22 protein-coding genes are annotated in these 20,010 nt (G+C 42.5%); all 22 read left to right on the top strand.

Going from position 1 to position 20,010, the window contains the following annotated elements:
* Positions 1–134 precede the first annotated feature (134 nt).
* The 22 genes from rpoB to rplE all read left to right on the top strand — a co-directional run bounded on the left by rpoB (position 135) and on the right by rplE (position 19,992).
* On the top strand, positions 135–3,716 hold the full coding sequence (gene rpoB / locus JVX94_RS13985) for a DNA-directed RNA polymerase subunit beta (RefSeq protein WP_007496297.1): 3,582 nt from the start codon (positions 135–137) through the stop codon (positions 3,714–3,716).
* Between the two features lie 61 nt (positions 3,717–3,777).
* Positions 3,778–7,377 (top strand): DNA-directed RNA polymerase subunit beta', encoded by a 3,600-nt coding sequence (gene rpoC / locus JVX94_RS13980; protein ID WP_144473084.1) that lies wholly within the window; start codon positions 3,778–3,780, stop codon positions 7,375–7,377.
* 145 nt (positions 7,378–7,522) lie between these two features.
* Entirely contained in the window at positions 7,523–7,771 is a 249-nt protein-coding gene (locus tag JVX94_RS13975) for a 50S ribosomal protein L7ae-like protein (protein ID WP_024425593.1), read from the top strand.
* A gap of 113 nt (positions 7,772–7,884) precedes the next feature.
* Positions 7,885–8,304, top strand: coding sequence for a 30S ribosomal protein S12 (gene rpsL, locus JVX94_RS13970; RefSeq protein WP_003216962.1), 420 nt, complete (start codon positions 7,885–7,887; stop codon positions 8,302–8,304).
* 122 nt (positions 8,305–8,426) lie between these two features.
* Positions 8,427–8,897: a 30S ribosomal protein S7 gene (gene rpsG / locus JVX94_RS13965; protein WP_003216884.1), complete on the top strand. Its 471-nt coding sequence runs from the start codon at positions 8,427–8,429 to the stop codon at positions 8,895–8,897.
* Between the two features lie 54 nt (positions 8,898–8,951).
* Entirely contained in the window at positions 8,952–11,030 is a 2,079-nt protein-coding gene (gene fusA, locus JVX94_RS13960) for an elongation factor G (RefSeq protein ID WP_048240166.1), read from the top strand.
* A gap of 118 nt (positions 11,031–11,148) precedes the next feature.
* On the top strand, positions 11,149–12,339 hold the full coding sequence (gene tuf, locus JVX94_RS13955; RefSeq protein WP_047203802.1) for an elongation factor Tu: 1,191 nt from the start codon (positions 11,149–11,151) through the stop codon (positions 12,337–12,339).
* Between the two features lie 109 nt (positions 12,340–12,448).
* Positions 12,449–13,408: an alpha/beta fold hydrolase gene (locus tag JVX94_RS13950; RefSeq protein ID WP_095407553.1), complete on the top strand. Its 960-nt coding sequence runs from the start codon at positions 12,449–12,451 to the stop codon at positions 13,406–13,408.
* 218 nt (positions 13,409–13,626) lie between these two features.
* Complete coding sequence (gene rpsJ / locus JVX94_RS13945) at positions 13,627–13,935, top strand: 30S ribosomal protein S10 (protein ID WP_003156464.1); 309 nt, start codon at positions 13,627–13,629, stop codon at positions 13,933–13,935.
* 37 nt (positions 13,936–13,972) lie between these two features.
* Positions 13,973–14,602, top strand: coding sequence for a 50S ribosomal protein L3 (gene rplC, locus JVX94_RS13940; RefSeq protein WP_024425597.1), 630 nt, complete (start codon positions 13,973–13,975; stop codon positions 14,600–14,602).
* A gap of 27 nt (positions 14,603–14,629) precedes the next feature.
* Positions 14,630–15,253 (top strand): 50S ribosomal protein L4, encoded by a 624-nt coding sequence (gene rplD, locus JVX94_RS13935; protein ID WP_007496312.1) that lies wholly within the window; start codon positions 14,630–14,632, stop codon positions 15,251–15,253.
* Positions 15,253–15,540, top strand: a complete 288-nt coding sequence (gene rplW / locus JVX94_RS13930) for a 50S ribosomal protein L23 (RefSeq protein WP_003217016.1) — start codon at positions 15,253–15,255, stop codon at positions 15,538–15,540. The genes rplD and rplW overlap by 1 nt, the downstream gene beginning before the upstream one ends.
* Before the next feature lie 28 nt (positions 15,541–15,568).
* On the top strand, positions 15,569–16,402 hold the full coding sequence (gene rplB / locus JVX94_RS13925; RefSeq protein ID WP_024425599.1) for a 50S ribosomal protein L2: 834 nt from the start codon (positions 15,569–15,571) through the stop codon (positions 16,400–16,402).
* Between the two features lie 57 nt (positions 16,403–16,459).
* Positions 16,460–16,738 (top strand): 30S ribosomal protein S19, encoded by a 279-nt coding sequence (gene rpsS / locus JVX94_RS13920; protein ID WP_003216920.1) that lies wholly within the window; start codon positions 16,460–16,462, stop codon positions 16,736–16,738.
* A gap of 17 nt (positions 16,739–16,755) precedes the next feature.
* Positions 16,756–17,097 carry a 50S ribosomal protein L22 gene (rplV, locus tag JVX94_RS13915; protein ID WP_007496316.1) on the top strand — a complete coding sequence of 114 codons (342 nt, stop codon included), beginning with the start codon at positions 16,756–16,758 and terminating at the stop codon, positions 17,095–17,097.
* Positions 17,098–17,100: 3 nt separating this feature from the next.
* Positions 17,101–17,757 (top strand): 30S ribosomal protein S3, encoded by a 657-nt coding sequence (gene rpsC, locus JVX94_RS13910; RefSeq protein ID WP_003217241.1) that lies wholly within the window; start codon positions 17,101–17,103, stop codon positions 17,755–17,757.
* Between the two features lies 1 nt (position 17,758).
* Entirely contained in the window at positions 17,759–18,193 is a 435-nt protein-coding gene (gene rplP / locus JVX94_RS13905; protein ID WP_003156478.1) for a 50S ribosomal protein L16, read from the top strand.
* Positions 18,183–18,383, top strand: coding sequence for a 50S ribosomal protein L29 (gene rpmC / locus JVX94_RS13900; protein ID WP_003217155.1), 201 nt, complete (start codon positions 18,183–18,185; stop codon positions 18,381–18,383). Before rplP ends, rpmC begins: the two co-directional genes overlap by 11 nt.
* Positions 18,384–18,408: 25 nt before the next feature.
* A complete protein-coding gene (gene rpsQ / locus JVX94_RS13895) occupies positions 18,409–18,672 on the top strand; it encodes a 30S ribosomal protein S17 (protein WP_003216906.1) in 264 nt (87 codons plus the stop codon).
* A gap of 39 nt (positions 18,673–18,711) precedes the next feature.
* A complete protein-coding gene (gene rplN / locus JVX94_RS13890) occupies positions 18,712–19,080 on the top strand; it encodes a 50S ribosomal protein L14 (protein WP_003216882.1) in 369 nt (122 codons plus the stop codon).
* A 35-nt stretch (positions 19,081–19,115) separates the two neighbouring features.
* Complete coding sequence (rplX, locus tag JVX94_RS13885) at positions 19,116–19,427, top strand: 50S ribosomal protein L24 (protein ID WP_008356538.1); 312 nt, start codon at positions 19,116–19,118, stop codon at positions 19,425–19,427.
* A 25-nt stretch (positions 19,428–19,452) separates the two neighbouring features.
* On the top strand, positions 19,453–19,992 hold the full coding sequence (rplE, locus tag JVX94_RS13880) for a 50S ribosomal protein L5 (RefSeq protein WP_024425600.1): 540 nt from the start codon (positions 19,453–19,455) through the stop codon (positions 19,990–19,992).
* Positions 19,993–20,010: the final 18 nt, after the last annotated feature.

The raw sequence follows: 20,010 nt of genomic DNA, 5'->3' as shown, positions 1-20,010 counted from the left end.
TTGTTTTTGGATGTGGTTTTCTTATTTTAGAAACCCTTTTTTCTTTTGTCTTGTAAAAGTATTTCTTTACTGACATTTGAAAGACAGAAATACTTTTTACACATATAATACGCATGATTTGAGGGGTGAATCAGTTGACAGGTCAACTAGTTCAGTATGGACGACACCGCCAGCGCAGAAGCTACGCACGCATAAGCGAAGTGTTAGAATTACCAAATCTCATTGAAATTCAAACCTCTTCTTATCAGTGGTTTCTTGATGAGGGTCTTAGAGAGATGTTTCAAGATATATCCCCAATTGAGGATTTTACTGGTAACCTTTCTCTTGAATTCATTGATTACAGCCTAGGGGATCCTAAGTATCCTGTAGCAGAATCAAAAGAACGTGATGTAACTTACTCTGCTCCACTAAGAGTAAAAGTTCGTTTAATTAACAAAGAAACTGGAGAAGTAAAAGACCAAGATGTGTTCATGGGGGATTTCCCAATCATGACAGACACAGGTACTTTTATCATTAATGGTGCGGAACGTGTAATCGTTTCTCAGTTAGTGCGTTCTCCAAGTGTATATTTCAGTGGTAAAGTAGACAAAAACGGTAAAAAAGGTTTTACTGCGACTGTCATTCCAAACCGTGGCGCATGGTTAGAATACGAAACTGATGCGAAGGATGTAGTCTATGTACGCATCGATCGCACACGTAAGTTGCCGGTTACGGTTCTTTTGCGTGCTCTCGGCTTCAGCTCTGATCAAGAGATTCTTGACCTCATTGGCGAGAATGAATACTTACGCAATACGCTGGAAAAAGACAATACAGAGAATGCAGATAAAGCACTTCTCGAAATCTACGAGCGCCTCCGTCCTGGAGAGCCGCCAACTGTTGAAAATGCGAAAAGCTTGCTAGACTCTCGCTTCTTCGATCCGAAGAGATATGACTTAGCAAATGTTGGACGCTACAAGATTAATAAGAAGCTTCATATTAAAAATAGACTGTTCAATCAAAAATTGGCTGAAACGTTAGTTGATCCTGAAACAGGTGAAATTCTAGCAGAAAAAGGTCAAATTTTAGACAGAAGAGTTCTTGATAAAGTTCTTCCATACTTAGAAAACGGCATCGGATTTAGAAAGCTTTATCCTAATGGTGGCGTAGTAGAAGATGAAGTAGAACTTCAATCTATTAAGATTTATGCACCGACTGATCAAGAAGGCGAGCAAGTGATCAACGTGATTGGTAATGCATATGTAGAGGAAGCTGTGAAAAACATCACGCCTTCTGACATCATTGCATCAATCAGTTACTTCTTCAACCTTCTTCATGGTGTAGGTGACACAGATGATATCGACCACCTTGGTAACCGTCGTCTGCGTTCTGTAGGTGAACTTCTGCAAAACCAATTCCGTATTGGTTTAAGCAGAATGGAGCGTGTTGTTCGTGAAAGAATGTCGATTCAAGACACAAACACGATCACACCTCAGCAGCTGATCAACATTCGTCCTGTGATCGCTTCTATCAAAGAGTTCTTTGGTAGTTCTCAGCTTTCTCAGTTCATGGATCAAACAAACCCGCTTGCTGAATTGACGCACAAACGCCGTCTGTCAGCGCTTGGACCGGGTGGTTTGACACGTGAGCGTGCAGGAATGGAAGTTCGTGACGTTCACTACTCTCACTATGGACGTATGTGTCCGATTGAAACACCAGAGGGTCCAAACATTGGTTTGATCAACTCTCTATCTTCATTTGCAAAAGTGAATCGCTTCGGATTTATCGAAACACCTTACCGCCGGGTTGATCCTGAAACTGGTAAAGTGACACCGAGGATTGATTACTTAACTGCTGATGAAGAGGATAACTACGTAGTAGCACAAGCGAACGCTATATTAGGTGAAGATGGTTCGTTTATCGATGATAATATCATTGCTCGTTTCAGAGGGGAAAACACCGTTGTTCCTCGAAACCGCGTTGACTACATGGACGTTTCGCCAAAGCAGGTTGTTTCTGCAGCGACAGCATGTATCCCATTCTTAGAAAACGATGACTCTAACCGTGCTCTAATGGGAGCGAACATGCAGCGTCAGGCTGTACCTTTGATGCAGCCAGAATCACCGATTGTTGGTACAGGTATGGAGTACGTATCAGGTAAAGACTCTGGTGCTGCTGTCATCTGCCGCTACCCAGGTGTTGTAGAACGTGTAGAAGCAAAAAATATTTGGGTTCGCCGTTATGAAGACGTTGACGGACAACAAGTCAAAGGAAACCTAGACAAATACAGCTTGCTGAAATTTGTCCGCTCTAACCAAGGGACTTGCTACAACCAGCGTCCTATCGTAAGTGTTGGAGATGAAGTCGTTAAAGGAGAAATCCTTGCAGACGGACCTTCTATGGAAAAAGGTGAATTGGCTCTAGGACGTAACGTTATGGTCGGATTCATGACTTGGGACGGTTACAACTACGAGGATGCGATCATCATGAGTGAGCGCCTTGTAAAAGATGACGTCTACACGTCTATTCATATTGAAGAATATGAATCAGAAGCTCGTGATACAAAACTTGGACCAGAAGAAATCACTCGTGATATTCCAAACGTTGGGGAAGATGCTTTACGCAACCTTGACGAGCGCGGAATCATCCGTATTGGTGCAGAAGTAAAAGACGGAGACCTTCTTGTAGGAAAAGTAACGCCTAAAGGTGTAACTGAACTAACAGCTGAAGAACGTCTATTACATGCAATCTTCGGTGAAAAAGCTCGTGAAGTTCGTGATACGTCACTTCGTGTTCCACACGGCGGCGGCGGAATTATCCACGATGTAAAAGTCTTTAACCGTGAAGATGGAGATGAATTACCTCCAGGTGTAAACCAGTTAGTCCGCGTATACATCGTTCAGAAGCGTAAGATTTCTGAAGGTGACAAAATGGCCGGACGACATGGTAACAAAGGGGTTATCTCTAAAATCCTTCCAGAAGAAGATATGCCTTATCTTCCAGACGGAACACCGATCGATATCATGTTGAACCCTCTAGGGGTACCATCTCGTATGAACATCGGTCAGGTACTTGAGCTTCATATGGGTATGGCTGCACGTTACCTTGGCATCCACATAGCGTCACCAGTATTTGATGGTGCGCGTGAGGAAGATGTTTGGGAAACGCTTGAAGAAGCAGGTATGTCCCGTGATGCGAAAACAGTCCTTTATGACGGTCGAACTGGTGAACCATTCGACAACCGTGTATCTGTCGGAATCATGTACATGATCAAACTAGCTCACATGGTTGACGATAAACTTCACGCTCGTTCAACTGGACCATACTCACTTGTTACGCAGCAGCCACTTGGCGGTAAAGCACAGTTTGGTGGTCAGCGTTTCGGAGAGATGGAAGTATGGGCACTTGAAGCTTACGGTGCAGCATATACACTTCAAGAGATCTTAACAGTTAAATCGGATGACGTTGTGGGTCGTGTGAAAACATACGAAGCCATCGTCAAAGGGGATAACGTACCTGAACCAGGTGTCCCTGAATCATTCAAAGTGTTAATCAAAGAACTTCAAAGTTTAGGTATGGATGTCAAAATCCTATCTGGCGATGAAGAAGAGATAGAAATGAGAGATTTAGAAGACGATGAGGAAACGAAGAAAGCAGACGGATTAGCGTTATCTAATGACGAAGATGCTGCAGACCTCGCACCTGTCGATCTTGAACGTGACGCAGTCACAAAAGAATAGAAGAAACGATTAGAGCAAGTGACTAGGGTATAACCCGAAGATTAAAAGGGAGGTAGGCCCCTTGCTAGATGTGAACAATTTTGAGTATATGAACATCGGTCTCGCATCACCTGATAAAATCCGTTCTTGGTCTTTTGGTGAAGTGAAAAAGCCTGAAACGATTAACTATCGTACACTGAAACCTGAAAAAGATGGTCTCTTTTGTGAACGTATCTTCGGACCGCAAAAAGACTGGGAATGTCATTGTGGGAAGTATAAACGCGTTCGGTATAAGGGTGTTGTATGTGACCGTTGTGGTGTAGAAGTAACACGGGCAAAAGTCCGTCGTGAGAGAATGGGGCATATCGAACTGGCTGCCCCAGTTTCCCACATTTGGTATTTCAAAGGTATCCCAAGCCGTATGGGTCTTGTTCTTGATATGTCACCACGTGCGTTAGAAGAAGTGATCTACTTCGCTTCTTACGTCGTGACAGATCCGGGCAACACACCGCTTGAGAAGAAACAACTTCTTTCTGAGAAAGAATTCCGTGCTTATTTAGATAAATACGGTAATACATTCCAAGCAGCTATGGGTGCAGAAGCAATCAACAAACTTCTTCAAGATATCGATCTTGTAAAAGAAGTAGATACACTGAAAGAAGAGCTGAAAACTGCTCAAGGACAGCGCCGTACACGTGCGATCAAACGCCTTGAAGTGTTAGAAGCCTTCCGTAACTCAGGAAACAAACCATCTTGGATGATTCTTGATGTACTTCCGGTTATTCCGCCAGAATTACGTCCAATGGTTCAGCTTGATGGTGGACGTTTTGCTACTTCTGACTTGAACGACCTTTATCGTCGTGTCATCAACCGTAACAATCGTCTGAAGCGTTTATTAGATCTTGGCGCGCCAAGCATCATCGTTCAGAACGAGAAGCGTATGCTTCAAGAAGCTGTCGATGCCTTGATTGATAATGGACGTAGAGGCCGACCAGTAACAGGACCAGGAAATAGACCATTGAAATCTCTTTCTCACATGCTGAAAGGGAAACAAGGACGTTTCCGTCAAAACTTGCTTGGTAAACGTGTTGACTATTCTGGACGTTCAGTTATCGTCGTAGGACCACATTTGAAAATGTATCAGTGTGGACTTCCGAAAGAGATGGCTCTTGAATTATTCAAACCATTCGTGATGAAGGAGCTTGTTGAAAAAGGATTAGCTCACAACATCAAGAGTGCGAAGCGTAAAATTGAGCGCGTGCAGCCGGAAGTATGGGATGTTTTAGAATCAGTTATTCGTGAGCATCCAGTCTTACTAAACCGTGCACCGACTCTTCACAGACTTGGTATTCAAGCGTTTGAACCTACACTTGTGGAAGGACGCGCAATTCGTCTTCATCCACTTGTATGTACAGCCTACAACGCTGACTTTGACGGTGACCAAATGGCGGTTCACGTACCATTATCTGCTGAAGCTCAAGCTGAAGCTCGTATCTTAATGCTTGCTGCTCAAAACATTTTGAATCCGAAAGATGGAAAACCAGTTGTTACGCCATCTCAGGATATGGTGCTTGGTAACTACTACCTTACACTTGAGCGCAAAGGTGCTATCGGAGAAGGTATGGTCTTCAAAGATACTGACGAAGCCCTTCTAGCTTATCAAAATGGTTATGTGCATCTTCATACACGTGTAGCTGTTGCAGCTAGCTCGTTGAAGAATGTCACATTTACTGATGAACAGCGTTCTAAATTGTTGATTACAACAGTTGGAAAATTGATCTTTAACGAAATCTTACCGGAATCATTCCCATACATGAATGAGCCGACAAAGAGCAATATTGAAGAAAAAACGCCTGATCGTTTCTTCCTTGAAAAAGGTGAGGATGTAAAAGCTGCGATCGAGAAACAAGAAATCAATGCGCCGTTCAAAAAAGGTATTTTAGGTAAAATCATTGCGGAAATCTTTAAGAGATTCCATATCACTGAGACATCTAAAATGCTTGATCGCATGAAAAATCTTGGTTTCAGATACTCTACTAAAGCCGGTATTACGGTTGGTGTTTCTGATATCGTCGTACTAGATGATAAGCAGAAGATCCTTGAAGAAGCACAAGCAAAAGTAGATAACGTTATGAAGCAATTCAGACGTGGTTTGATTACTGAAGAAGAGCGTTATGAGAGAGTTATTTCAATCTGGAGTTCTTCTAAAGATGTCATCCAAGGTAAACTGATGAAGTCCCTTGATGAAGTCAACCCAATCTACATGATGAGTGACTCTGGAGCGCGTGGTAACGCATCTAACTTCACTCAGCTGGCTGGTATGCGTGGTCTGATGGCCAACCCGGCTGGACGTATCATTGAACTTCCGATTAAATCTAGTTTCCGTGAAGGTTTAACCGTATTGGAATACTTTATTTCCACTCACGGTGCGCGTAAAGGTCTTGCCGATACAGCCCTTAAAACAGCTGACTCAGGTTACCTCACGCGTCGTCTCGTTGACGTTGCACAGGATGTCATCATCCGTGAAACAGATTGCGGTACAGACCGTGGAATCTTGGCGAAGTCCATTAAAGAAGGAAATGAAATTATTGAGAAACTTGAAGAACGTCTGATCGGACGTTTTGCAAGAAAACCAATTGTTCATCCTGAAACAGGCGAAGTCATTGTAGCCGAAAACGAACTAATTGATGAAGATAAGGCACTTGAAGTAGTTGAAGCAGGAATTGAGGAAGTATGGATCCGTTCTGCATTTACATGTAACACGCCTCATGGTGTATGTAAACGATGCTACGGCCGTAACCTTGCAACTGGTACTGACGTTGAAGTCGGTGAAGCAGTTGGAATCATCGCTGCACAATCAATCGGTGAGCCAGGAACACAGCTTACAATGCGTACGTTCCACACCGGTGGGGTAGCAGGAGACGATATCACACAAGGTCTACCTCGTATCCAAGAGCTATTTGAAGCGCGTAATCCGAAAGGGCAAGCGACAATTTCTGAAATTGATGGTGTCGTTGCTGAAATTAACGATGTTCGTGACAAGCAGCAGGAAATTGTGGTTCAAGGCGAAGTTGAAACTCGTTCTTACACAGCTCCTTACAATGCACGTCTGAAAGTTGTTGAAGGTGACAAAGTCACTCGTGGTCAAGTACTGACAGAAGGTTCGATCGATCCGAAAGAACTTCTTAAAGTGACTGACATGACAGCTGTTCAAGAATATCTGCTTCATGAAGTACAAAAAGTATACCGTATGCAAGGGGTAGAAATCGGAGATAAGCACGTAGAGGTAATGGTTCGCCAAATGCTTCGTAAAGTGCGTGTCGCTGATGCAGGGGATACAGACGTATTACCAGGCACACTTCTTGATGTACATCAATTCACTGAAGCGAACAAAAAAGTACTATTCGAAGGCAAACGTCCTGCAACAGGCCGTCCAGTTCTTCTTGGTATTACAAAAGCTTCGCTTGAAACAGACTCATTCTTGTCTGCTGCATCCTTCCAAGAAACGACTCGTGTCTTAACAGATGCGGCGATCAAAGGAAAACGTGATGAACTGCTTGGCTTGAAAGAGAATGTTATCATCGGTAAACTTGTTCCTGCTGGAACGGGAATGCCAAACTACCGTAAAGTTAAGCCGGTTTCGCAAGTGCAGCCGTCTGACGACATGGTTCCTGTAGAGTAATCTTTTTCGTGAGATTCCTATAAAATCATCAAAAAATGGTGAAGGATGTCAAGATAATCTGTCATACGATATTGACATCCTTCTGCCATGATGATAATATAACCAAGGTGCTCAAAATAAAACCTGTTACTTTGGAGGATATTCGATGTCTTATGATAAAGTATCACAGGCTCAATCCATTATTATTGGTACGAAGCAAACAGTAAAAGCTCTGAAACGAGATTCAGTAAAGGAAGTCGTCGTAGCGAAAGATGCTGATCCTGCTTTAACCGCTAGTGTATTGAAACTAGCGCAAGAGAAGGGTGTAGACATTTTAGTGGTAGATTCCATGAAAAAGCTCGGCAAGGCCTGCGGAATTGAAGTTGGGGCAGCAGCTGTTGCCATTATGTTATAGCGTACTTGTTTTGTTTTTGCATGTATAAAATGCAAAAGCATTGTTTTTTGCCTTTTGATGAACCACCTGGGTATGTGGGTTATAAAAAAAGTAATGAAGGGAGGAATAACAACATGCCTACAATTAATCAGCTAATACGCAAAGGACGCGTGAGTAAAGTTGAAAACTCAAAGTCTCCTGCACTTAACAAAGGATACAACAGTTTCAAAAAAGAGCACACTAACGTAACATCTCCACAGAAGCGCGGGGTTTGTACTCGTGTCGGTACAATGACACCGAAAAAACCAAACTCAGCACTACGTAAATATGCTCGTGTACGTTTGTCTAACCTGATTGAGGTAACAGCTTACATTCCTGGTATCGGACATAACCTACAAGAGCACAGTGTAGTACTTATCCGTGGCGGACGTGTAAAAGACTTACCGGGTGTACGTTACCACATCGTTCGTGGTGCGCTTGATACTGCCGGAGTTGACGGTCGTATGCAAGGACGTTCTAAATACGGAACAAAACGCCCTAAACAAAGCAAATAATACAAACAAACATAAGGGTTTTTAGAAGTTGATATCAGATCAGTGGAGTCAGGTAACTGACAATGATATTTGAGATGAGAGACAGATAGAAATCCTTTTAAAAGAGAAGGGAGGCTATTCAGATGCCACGTAAAGGTCCTGTAGCAAAAAGAGACGTATTGCCAGATCCAATTTACAATTCTAAACTTGTATCTCGTTTGATCAACAAAATGATGATCGACGGTAAAAGAGGAAAGTCACAAACAATCCTCTACAAGTCTTTTGATATCATCAAAGAACGTACTGGTAATGAAGCGATGGAGGTTTTCGAACAAGCCTTGAAAAACATCATGCCAGTTCTTGAAGTTAAAGCACGTCGTGTAGGTGGAGCTAACTACCAAGTTCCTGTAGAAGTTCGCCCAGACCGTCGTACTACTTTAGGTCTTCGCTGGTTAGTAAACTATGCTCGTCTTCGTGGAGAAAAAACGATGGAAGAGCGTCTTGCTAACGAAATCCTTGACGCAGCTAACAACACTGGTGCTGCTGTTAAGAAACGTGAAGATACACACAAAATGGCAGAAGCGAACAAAGCATTCGCTCACTACCGCTGGTAGGATTTATACCAAACTAAAAAAACTATTCCCTAATGAGGAAGGAGAAATTACCCAATGGCAAGAGAGTTCTCCTTAGACAAAACTCGTAATATTGGTATCATGGCTCACATCGATGCCGGTAAAACGACAACGACTGAGCGTATCTTGTACTACACTGGTCGTATCCATAAAATTGGTGAAACTCACGAAGGAGCTTCACAAATGGACTGGATGGAGCAGGAGCAAGAACGTGGTATTACAATCACTTCTGCTGCTACTACAGCACAATGGAAAGGTTACCGTGTAAACATCATCGATACACCAGGACACGTAGACTTCACTGTTGAAGTTGAACGTTCTTTACGTGTACTTGATGGTGCGGTTGCTGTCCTTGATGCACAATCAGGTGTAGAGCCACAAACTGAAACAGTTTGGCGCCAAGCAACAACTTACGGAGTACCTCGTATCGTATTCGTTAACAAAATGGATAAAACCGGTGCGGACTTCCTATACTCTGTAAGCACATTAAGAGATCGTCTTCAAGCGAACGCTCATGCAATTCAATTGCCGATCGGCGCTGAAGATCAATTCGAAGGAATCATCGACCTTGTAGAAAACGTAGCATACTTCTACGAAGATGACCTTGGAACTCGCTCTGATGCACAAGAAATCCCTGCTGAGTATAAAGACAAAGCTGAAGAGCTTCGCAGCAGCCTAATTGAAGCTGTCGCTGAGCTTGATGAAGAGCTTATGGAAAAATACCTTGAGGGTGAAGAAATCACAATTCCTGAATTGAAAGCTGCAATCCGTAAAGGAACGTTGAATGTTGAATTCTACCCAGTTCTTGTTGGTTCTGCTTTCAAAAACAAAGGTGTTCAGCTTGTACTTGACGCTGTGCTTGACTACCTTCCTGCACCAACTGATGTTGCTGCAATCAAAGGTATCCTGCCAGATTCAAATGAAGAGGTTGTTCGTGAGTCTACTGATGACGCACCATTCGCAGCTCTTGCGTTTAAAGTTATGACTGACCCTTATGTTGGGAAACTAACTTTCTTCCGCGTATACTCTGGAACACTTGATTCTGGTTCATACGTGAAGAACTCTTCTAAGAACAAGCGTGAACGTGTTGGACGTATCCTTCAAATGCACGCTAACAGCCGTGAAGAAATCTCTACTGTATATGCAGGGGATATCGCAGCAGCTGTAGGTCTTAAAGATACATCTACTGGTGACACTCTTTGTGACGAGAAAGATCTTGTTATCCTTGAGTCTATGGAATTCCCAGAGCCAGTTATCGATGTAGCTATCGAGCCTAAATCAAAGGCTGACCAAGATAAAATGGGTATCGCTTTAGCTAAACTAGCTGAAGAGGATCCAACATTCCGTACACAAACAAACCCTGAAACTGGTCAAACGATCATCTCTGGTATGGGTGAGCTTCACCTTGATATCATTGTTGACCGTATGAAGCGTGAGTTCAAGGTTGAAGCTAACGTAGGTGCTCCTCAAGTTGCGTACCGTGAAACATTCCGTTCTGGTGCAAAAGTTGAAGGTAAATTCGTACGTCAGTCTGGTGGACGCGGTCAGTTCGGACACGTTTGGATCGAATTCGAACCAAACGAAGAAGGCGCAGGCTTCGAATTTGAAAATGCAATCGTCGGTGGGGTTGTTCCACGTGAATACATTCCAGCAATTCAAGCAGGTCTTGAAGATTCACTTGAAAATGGTGTATTAGCTGGATTCCCATTAATCGACATCAAAGCAAAATTATTTGATGGATCTTACCACGATGTTGACTCGAACGAAATGGCGTTCAAAATTGCTGCATCTATGGCATTGAAAAATGCTGTTAGCAAATGTAACCCAGTTCTACTTGAGCCAATGATGAAAGTGGAAGTCGTTATCCCTGAAGAATACATGGGAGACATCATGGGTGATATCACATCTCGTCGTGGACGTGTAGAAGGTATGGAAGCTCGCGGTAACGCTCAAGTTGTTCGCGCTATGGTTCCACTTTCTGAAATGTTCGGATATGCAACTGCACTCCGTTCTAACACACAAGGACGCGGTACTTTCACTATGCACATGGATCACTACGAAGAAGTGCCTAAGAGCATCAGTGAAGAAATCATCAAAAAAAATAAAGGTGAATAATTGATTTTGCCTTTAAACTAAAGTATAACTACTATTGAAGATCAGAAAGTGAGAGGTAACTCTTCACTTTCTATCACTCTATACCAAATACAATGAACCTTTAAGGAGGATTTTTAGAATGGCTAAAGAAAAATTCGACCGTTCCAAATCGCATGCTAACATTGGTACAATTGGACACGTTGACCATGGTAAAACAACTCTAACTGCTGCTATCTCAACAGTTCTTCATAAGAAATCTGGTAAAGGTACAGCTATGGCTTATGACCAAATCGATGGTGCTCCAGAAGAGCGCGAGCGTGGAATCACAATCTCAACTGCACACGTTGAGTATGAAACTGAATCTCGTCACTATGCACACGTAGACTGCCCAGGACACGCTGACTATGTTAAAAACATGATCACTGGTGCTGCTCAAATGGACGGCGCGATCTTAGTAGTATCTGCTGCTGACGGTCCAATGCCACAAACACGTGAGCACATCCTACTTTCTCGTAACGTAGGTGTACCTTACATCGTAGTATTCCTTAACAAATGTGACATGGTTGACGATGAAGAGTTACTTGAACTTGTTGAAATGGAAGTTCGTGACCTTCTTTCTGACTATGACTTCCCTGGTGACGATGTACCAGTTATCAAAGGTTCTGCTCTTAAAGCTCTTGAAGGAGATGCTGATTACGAAGCAAAAATCTTTGAACTTATGGATGCGGTTGATGAGTACATCCCAACTCCAGAGCGTGACACTGAGAAGCCATTCATGATGCCAGTTGAGGACGTATTCTCAATCACTGGTCGTGGAACAGTTGCTACTGGTCGTGTTGAGCGTGGACAAGTTAAAGTCGGTGACGAAGTTGAAATCATCGGTCTTCAAGAAGAAAACGGTAAAACAACTGTTACAGGTGTTGAAATGTTCCGTAAACTTCTTGACTATGCTGAAGCTGGTGACAACATCGGTGCACTACTTCGTGGTGTATCTCGTGAAGATATCCAACGTGGTCAAGTACTTGCTAAACCAGGTACAATCACTCCACATAGCCGTTTCAAAGCTGAAGTTTATGTACTTTCTAAAGAAGAGGGTGGACGTCATACTCCATTCTTCGCTAACTACCGTCCGCAGTTCTACTTCCGTACAACTGACGTAACTGGTATCGTACATCTTCCAGAAGGTACTGAAATGGTAATGCCTGGCGATAACACTGAGATGGAAGTTGAACTTATCTCTACTATCGCTATCGAAGAAGGAACTCGTTTCTCTATCCGTGAGGGTGGACGTACTGTAGGTTCTGGCGTCGTTTCAACTATCATTAAGTAATAAACATATAAAAGAGACTCCTTGCAAAAGGGTCTCTTTTTTTGCTTTTCCAGATCAGAACGGCTACTATAAGCTATAGAATCTAAATGGAACCGAGAGGATCGCTGGAATGGCAAAGACATATTTGAAAAAATGGTTGATCGGCGGGATTGACCAATGGATTATGATGAAAGAAGACCAGACGAGTGAATCGAAGCCTGTACTTTTATTTTTACACGGCGGGCCCGGCTCGGCTCAAATCAGTTATATTGATTCCTTTCACGAGGAACTTGATCAGGACTTTACAGTTGTGCATTGGGATCAGCGGGGCGCAGGGCTTTCTTATCAAAAGAATCTTCCTGATGCATCGATGACCATTCAACAATTTATTGAAGACACGATTGAACTGACCGAGAAGATCCTATCTTATCTAGGTCATTCAAAATTGTATATTGCGGGATACTCGTGGGGATCATTAATTGCCATACAAGCAGTACATAAGCGTCCAGATCTATATCATGCTTATTATGGGATTAGTCAGGTAGTAGATGTGTTAAAAGAAGATATCGTTTCGTACGAGCTTCTATTGAAGAAATACCATCGCAATCGGCTGTTTACTGGGTGTCTTCGATTACTGACTCCTCCTCCATGGAAACGAACATCAGCTCATGCCTTGTTTTCACTATATAAAGAATTCGCAAGCGTAGGTTTCACACATAGATGGAAGCCGGTTTTTCAAATGCTAAAAGGGTTTCTTTTTAGTAAGCAATATCAGCTGAAAGATAAATGGAAGTTCATAAAAGGGCAGAAGTTTAGTCAAGACAAGCTATGGAATCAGCTAATGAATGAGAGCATTCAATACCGAGTTTCTACTATATTAATACCGTGCTACTTTCTCATCGGTGATCACGATATGATTACACCAGCTGCTGTATCAAAACCATATGTTGATCAATTAAAAGCACCAATCAAAGAATGGTTTACTTTTAAAGAATCTGCACATTCCCCGCATATTGAGGAGCCAGATGAATTTATACGCATCATAAGAAAGACTGCTATACATCATCTTCAGGGAAAGCTTGATTTATAGGCTGAATCCCTGTATAATATGAAAAGTGTGCAAATCATAAATTTATCCGATTTATTATTGCAACACGCAGGCCAATTTGGTACAATAGTGCATGTTGGTCTTTGACTGCGATGAAGTGAGAGGTTGCTGACACACCCGGCCGCTTTGCCATGGCGAGGTGATCAGGTTTTTCTCACGGAGAACTGTCTAACGTAAGTAGGCGAAAAGGAGGGAAAATAATGGCAAAACAAAAAATTCGTATTCGTTTAAAAGCATATGATCATAGAATTCTTGATCAATCTGCTGAGAAGATTGTTGAAACGGCTAAGCGTTCTGGTGCTAGTGTATCTGGTCCAATCCCGCTTCCAACTGAAAAATCAGTTTACACAATCCTTCGTGCGGTGCATAAGTACAAAGATTCTCGTGAGCAATTTGAGATGCGTACTCACAAACGTCTAATCGACATCGTGAATCCAACTCCACAAACAGTTGATGCACTTATGCGTTTAGATTTACCATCTGGTGTAGATATCGAAATCAAACTTTAATTCAAATAGAAAACACATATTATAGGAGGTGTGACTAATGACCAAAGGAATCTTAGGTAGAAAAATTGGTATGACGCAAGTATTCGCAGAAAACGGTGATCTTATCCCTGTAACTGTTGTTGAGGCTGCTGCTAACGTTGTTCTTCAAAAGAAGACTGTTGACACGGATGGCTATGAAGCAATCCAAATCGGTTTTGATGACAAACGTGAAAAGCTTTCTAACAAACCAGAGAAAGGCCACGTTGCTAAAGCGGAAACTGCTCCTAAGCGCTTCGTAAAAGAATTACGCGGTGCGGAGTTAGATGCGTATGAAGTTGGTCAGGAAGTCAAAGTTGATATTTTCGCAAATGGAGATATCGTAGATGTAACAGGAACATCAAAAGGTAAAGGATTCCAAGGGGCTATCAAACGCCACGGACAATCACGCGGACCAATGACTCACGGTTCACGTTACCACCGTCGTCCTGGTTCAATGGGACCTGTTGATCCAAACCGTGTATTCAAAGGTAAACTTCTTCCAGGTCGTATGGGCGGAGAGCAAATCACTGTCCAAAACCTTGAGATCGTTAAAGTTGATGCAGAACGCAATCTTCTATTGATCAAAGGAAACGTACCAGGAGCTAAAAAATCTCTAGTAACTGTAAAGAGTGCAGTTAAATCTAAATAACTCTCTTAGGAAAGGAGGAAACAAGTCATGCCAAAAGTAGCATTATTTAACCAAAACGGTTCTACTAACGGTGAAATCGAATTAAACGCTTCTGTGTTTGGAATCGAGCCAAACGAAAGCGTAGTATTCGATGCTATTCTTATGCAAAGAGCTTCCTTACGTCAAGGAACTCACAAAGTAAAAACTCGTTCTGAAGTACGTGGCGGAGGTCGTAAACCTTGGAGACAGAAGGGTACAGGTCGTGCTCGTCAAGGTTCTATCCGTTCACCACAATGGCGCGGAGGCGGTATCGTATTCGGTCCAACACCACGCAGCTATTCTTATAAATTACCTAAAAAAGTTCGCCGCTTGGCTATCAAGTCAGTATTGTCTTCTAAAGTAATCGACAACAACATCATCGTTCTTGAAGATTTGACTCTAGATGCAGTGAAAACGAAAGAGTTCGCAGGCATCCTTAAAGGATTATCTGTTGAGAAGAAAGCGTTGATCGTCACTGCGGATGCAAACGAAACAGTTGCTTTATCTGCTCGTAACATCCCTGGAGTAACAGTTGTTGAAGCTAACGGTATCAACGTTCTTGACGTTGTCAACCACGACAAACTTCTGATCACTAAAGCAGCGGTTGAAAAAGTAGAGGAGGGACTTGCATAATGAAAGATCCTCGTGATGTTCTAAAGCGCCCTATCATTACTGAACGTTCTGCTGATCTAATGACAGAGAAGAAGTACACGTTCGAAGTTGATGTCAGAGCTAACAAAACAGAAGTGAAAGATGCTGTTGAAGAAATCTTTGGAGTGAAAGTTGAGAAAGTCAACGTTCAAAACTACAAAGGGAAATCAAAACGCGTTGGACGCTACACTGGTATGACTAGCCGTCGCAGAAAAGCGATCGTGAAATTAACTGCTGACAGCAAAGAAATCGAAATTTTTGAAGCGTAAATCTTAAAAAGAAGGAGGGAAATTCAAAATGGCGATTAAAAAGTATAAACCAACCAGTAATGGTCGTCGTGGCATGACTACTTCAGATTTTGCTGAAATCACGACTGACAAACCAGAAAAATCGTTGCTTGCACCGCTACACAAAAAAGGCGGACGTAACAACCAAGGTAGATTGACTGTTCGTCATCAAGGTGGCGGTCACAAACGTCAATACCGTATCATCGACTTTAAGCGTGATAAAGACGGTATACCTGGACGCGTTGCTACAATCGAGTATGATCCAAACCGTTCAGCGAACATCGCTCTTGTAAACTATGCAGATGGTGAGAAACGTTACATTCTTGCTCCGAAAGGAATCCAAGTTGGTACTGAAGTTACTTCTGGACCAGAAGCTGACATCAAACCAGGTAATGCTCTTCCACTTATCAACATCCCAGTTGGTACAGTTGTGCATAACATTGAATTAAAACCAGGTAAAGGTGGACAATTAGTTCGTTCTGCTGGTACTTCTGCTCAAGTTCTAGGTAAAGAAGGTAAATACGTTCTTGTACGTTTGAACTCAGGAGAAGTTCGCATGATTCTTTCTGCTTGCCGTGCGACTATCGGTCAAGTTGGAAACGAGCAACACGAATTAATTAACATCGGTAAAGCTGGACGTTCTCGCTGGAAAGGCGTACGCCCAACAGTTCGTGGTTCTGTAATGAACCCTAACGATCACCCACACGGTGGTGGTGAAGGACGCGCTCCAATCGGACGTAAATCACCAATGTCTCCATGGGGTAAACCGACTCTTGGATTCAAGACTCGTAAGAAAACCAACAAGTCTGATAAATTCATTGTACGTCGTCGTAAAAACAAGTAACGGGGTTGTCTACGGTTCATTTAGGACCGTAGTTCAATCACGAAGGGAGGTTCCACAATGGCTCGCAGCTTAAAAAAAGGACCATTTGTTGATGATCATTTGATGGCTAAAGTCGAGAAATTGAATGAAACTGACAAAAAGCAAGTCGTAAAAACTTGGTCTCGTCGTTCTACAATTTTCCCACAATTCATCGGTCACACAATCGCTGTCTATGACGGACGCAAACATGTACCTGTTTTCATTTCTGAAGATATGGTAGGTCACAAATTGGGCGAATTCGCACCAAGCCGTACTTACAAAGGTCATGCTAGTGACGATAAAAAAACAAGACGCTAATGAGAGGAGGCTTTTAAATGCAAGCTAAAGCTGTCGCAAGAACAGTCCGTATTGCTCCTCGTAAAGCACGTCTAGTAATGGACCTGATCCGAGGTAAGCAAGTAGGAGAAGCAGTTTCTATCTTAAACCTTACACCTAAGGCTGCTTCACCAATTATTGAAAAAGTATTAAAATCTGCTATCGCAAACGCTGAGCACAACTACGAGTTGGACGCTAACAGCCTAGTGATTACTCAAGCATTCGTTGACGAAGGTCCAACACTTAAGAGATTCCGTCCACGTGCTATGGGTCGTGCGAGCGCAATTAACAAACGTACTAGCCACATTACAATCGTTGTATCAGAAAAGAAGGAGGGATAATCCGTGGGTCAAAAGGTAAATCCAGTAGGTCTTCGTATTGGCGTCATTCGTGATTGGGAATCTAAATGGTTCGCAGGAAAAGATTACGCTGACTTCTTACATGAAGACTTGAAAATCCGTGAATTCATCAGCAAGCGTTTGTCTGACGCGTCTGTTTCTAAAGTAGAAATCGAACGTGCTGCAAACCGCGTAAATATCACAATCCACACGGCTAAACCAGGTATGGTAATTGGTAAAGGCGGATCTGAAGTTGAAGCACTTCGTAAAGCTCTTAACAGCCTAACTGGCAAACGTGTACACATCAACATTCTTGAAATCAAGAGAGCAGATCTTGATGCTCAGCTAGTTGCTGAAAACATCGCTCGTCAACTTGAAAATCGTATTTCATTCCGTCGTGCACAAAAACAAACAATCCAACGCACAATGCGTGCTGGAGCACAAGGAATCAAAACAATGGTTTCTGGTCGTCTTGGCGGTGCAGATATTGCTCGTTCTGAATATTACAGTGAAGGTACTGTTCCATTGCACACACTTCGTGCTGACATCGACTATGCTACTGCTGAAGCTGACACTACTTATGGTAAGCTTGGCGTAAAAGTATGGATCTATCGTGGAGAAGTCCTTCCAACTAAGAAGAATACTGCGGAAGGAGGAAAATAATATGTTATTGCCAAAACGCGTGAAGTATCGCAGAGAACATCGTGGAAAAATGCGTGGTCGTGCAAAAGGCGGTACTGAAGTACATTTCGGTGAGTACGGTATCCAAGCTCTTGAAGCTTCTTGGATCACAAACCGTCAAATCGAAGCTGCTCGTATTGCTATGACTCGTTACATGAAACGTGGCGGTAAAGTTTGGATTAAAATTTTCCCTTCTAAGCCATACACAGCTAAACCTCTAGAGGTCCGCATGGGTTCCGGTAAAGGTGCTCCAGAAGGATGGGTAGCTGTAGTAAAACCGGGCAAAGTTTTATTTGAAATTTCTGGCGTGTCTGAAGAAGTTGCTCGTGAAGCTCTTCGTCTTGCATCTCACAAATTGCCAATTAAAACGAAGTTCGTAAAACGTGAAGAAATTGGTGGTGAATCAAATGAAAGCTAATGAAATTCGTGACCTTACCACTGCTGAAATTGAACAAAAAGTAAAGTCTCTTAAAGAAGAACTTTTCAATCTTCGTTTCCAATTAGCGACTGGGCAGCTTGAAAATACTGCTCGCATTCGTGAAGTGCGTAAATCAATCGCACGCATGAAAACTGTGATTCGTCAAAGAGAAATCGCTGCTAATAAATAATAATTAGAGGGGAGGCCCCGCAAACATGAGCGAACGTAACCAACGTAAAGTGTATCAAGGTCGTGTTGTTTCTGACAAAATGGATAAAACCATCACTGTTGTAGTTGAAACATACAAAAAGCATTCACTTTATGGCAAACGTGTAAGATACTCTAAAAAGTTCAAAGCACATGATGAAAACAACCAAGCAAAAATCGGAGACATTGTAAAGGTCATGGAAACTCGTCCTTTATCTGCGACTAAACGCTTTCGTCTAGTTGAAGTTGTCGAAGAAGCCGTTATTATCTAATAAAGTTCGGATTTCTTTTTCCGAAAGGAGGTAACATTAATGATTCAACAGGAGACTCGTTTAAAAGTAGCTGACAACTCTGGCGCACGCGAAGTACTAACGATTAAAGTTCTTGGTGGCTCTGGACGTAAGACGGCTAACATCGGTGATGTCATTGTTTGTACGGTTAAACAAGCAACACCTGGAGGCGTTGTCAAAAAAGGTGAAGTTGTGAAAGCAGTTATCGTTCGTACAAAGAGCGGAGCTCGCAGAAACGATGGATCTTACATCAGTTTCGACGAAAATGCATGTGTCATCATCCGTGACGACAAGAGCCCACGTGGAACTCGTATCTTCGGACCAGTAGCACGTGAACTTCGTGAAAACAACTATATGAAAATTGTTTCTCTAGCACCAGAAGTACTTTAATGAATACAATCCGCGACTCAAGGAGGTGCGATTAAATGCATGTTAAAAAGGGCGATAAAGTAGTGGTTATCTCTGGTAAAGATAAAGGTAAACAAGGTGTCATCCTTGCTGCTTTCCCTAAAAAGGAACGTGTTTTAGTAGAAGGTATTAACCTTGTGAAAAAACACTCTAAACCAACCCAAGCTAACCCTCAAGGCGGAATTTCTGAACAAGAAGCGCCGATCCACGTATCAAACGTAATGCCGCTTGATCCTAAAACGGGTGAAGTGACACGTGTTGGGTATAAAGTTGAGGACGGAAAGAAAGTCCGTGTAGCGAAAAAATCTGGGCAAGTTCTAGATAAATAGTAAATAAGGAAGGGAGGTCTTTCTCATGAACCGCCTTAAAGAAAAGTATGTAAAAGAAATTACACCTGCATTAGTTTCTAAGTTTGAATACACTTCAGTAATGCAAGTGCCAAAAATCGAAAAAATCGTGATCAACATGGGTGTTGGTGACGCCGTTCAAAACGCTAAAGCAATCGATACTGCTGTTGAAGAATTAACGTTTATCGCTGGTCAAAAACCTGTCGTTACTCGTGCGAAGAAGTCTATTGCTGGATTCCGTCTACGTGAAGGAATGCCAATCGGTGCGAAAGTAACACTTCGCGGAGAGCGCATGTATGATTTCCTTGATAAACTTATTTCTGTGTCTTTACCACGTGTACGTGACTTCCGCGGGATTTCTAAGAAATCTTTCGACGGTCGTGGAAACTACACGCTTGGTATTAAAGAACAGTTAATCTTCCCAGAAATTGATTACGATAAAGTAACAAAGGTCCGCGGTATGGATATCGTTATCGTTACTACTGCCAATACGGACGAAGAAGCACGTGAGTTATTAACTCAAGTAGGTATGCCGTTCCAGAAATAATCAATGAAAGGGAGGCGA

The sequence above is a fragment of the Bacillus sp. PDNC022 genome (assembly GCF_016919285.1).
In the GTDB taxonomy this organism is placed as follows: Bacteria; Bacillota; Bacilli; order Bacillales; family Bacillaceae; genus Bacillus; species Bacillus safensis.
Note: the sequence above shows the minus strand (reverse complement) of the source record. Positions and strands in the feature narration are given on the sequence as shown.

Coding starts and splice junctions, on each gene's coding strand:
- tuf (WP_047203802.1), top strand. CDS start 11,149: ATGGCTAAAGAAAAATTCGACCGTTCCAAATCGCATGCTAACATTGGT.
- rplV (WP_007496316.1), top strand. CDS start 16,756: ATGCAAGCTAAAGCTGTCGCAAGAACAGTCCGTATTGCTCCTCGTAAA.
- rplC (WP_024425597.1), top strand. CDS start 13,973: ATGACCAAAGGAATCTTAGGTAGAAAAATTGGTATGACGCAAGTATTC.
- rpsJ (WP_003156464.1), top strand. CDS start 13,627: ATGGCAAAACAAAAAATTCGTATTCGTTTAAAAGCATATGATCATAGA.
- rpsL (WP_003216962.1), top strand. CDS start 7,885: ATGCCTACAATTAATCAGCTAATACGCAAAGGACGCGTGAGTAAAGTT.
- rplP (WP_003156478.1), top strand. CDS start 17,759: ATGTTATTGCCAAAACGCGTGAAGTATCGCAGAGAACATCGTGGAAAA.
- rplB (WP_024425599.1), top strand. CDS start 15,569: ATGGCGATTAAAAAGTATAAACCAACCAGTAATGGTCGTCGTGGCATG.
- rpsG (WP_003216884.1), top strand. CDS start 8,427: ATGCCACGTAAAGGTCCTGTAGCAAAAAGAGACGTATTGCCAGATCCA.
- rpsS (WP_003216920.1), top strand. CDS start 16,460: ATGGCTCGCAGCTTAAAAAAAGGACCATTTGTTGATGATCATTTGATG.
- rplX (WP_008356538.1), top strand. CDS start 19,116: ATGCATGTTAAAAAGGGCGATAAAGTAGTGGTTATCTCTGGTAAAGAT.
- rplD (WP_007496312.1), top strand. CDS start 14,630: ATGCCAAAAGTAGCATTATTTAACCAAAACGGTTCTACTAACGGTGAA.
- JVX94_RS13950 (WP_095407553.1), top strand. CDS start 12,449: ATGGCAAAGACATATTTGAAAAAATGGTTGATCGGCGGGATTGACCAA.
- rplE (WP_024425600.1), top strand. CDS start 19,453: ATGAACCGCCTTAAAGAAAAGTATGTAAAAGAAATTACACCTGCATTA.
- rplW (WP_003217016.1), top strand. CDS start 15,253: ATGAAAGATCCTCGTGATGTTCTAAAGCGCCCTATCATTACTGAACGT.
- JVX94_RS13975 (WP_024425593.1), top strand. CDS start 7,523: ATGTCTTATGATAAAGTATCACAGGCTCAATCCATTATTATTGGTACG.
- rpsQ (WP_003216906.1), top strand. CDS start 18,409: ATGAGCGAACGTAACCAACGTAAAGTGTATCAAGGTCGTGTTGTTTCT.
- fusA (WP_048240166.1), top strand. CDS start 8,952: ATGGCAAGAGAGTTCTCCTTAGACAAAACTCGTAATATTGGTATCATG.
- rpmC (WP_003217155.1), top strand. CDS start 18,183: ATGAAAGCTAATGAAATTCGTGACCTTACCACTGCTGAAATTGAACAA.
- rplN (WP_003216882.1), top strand. CDS start 18,712: ATGATTCAACAGGAGACTCGTTTAAAAGTAGCTGACAACTCTGGCGCA.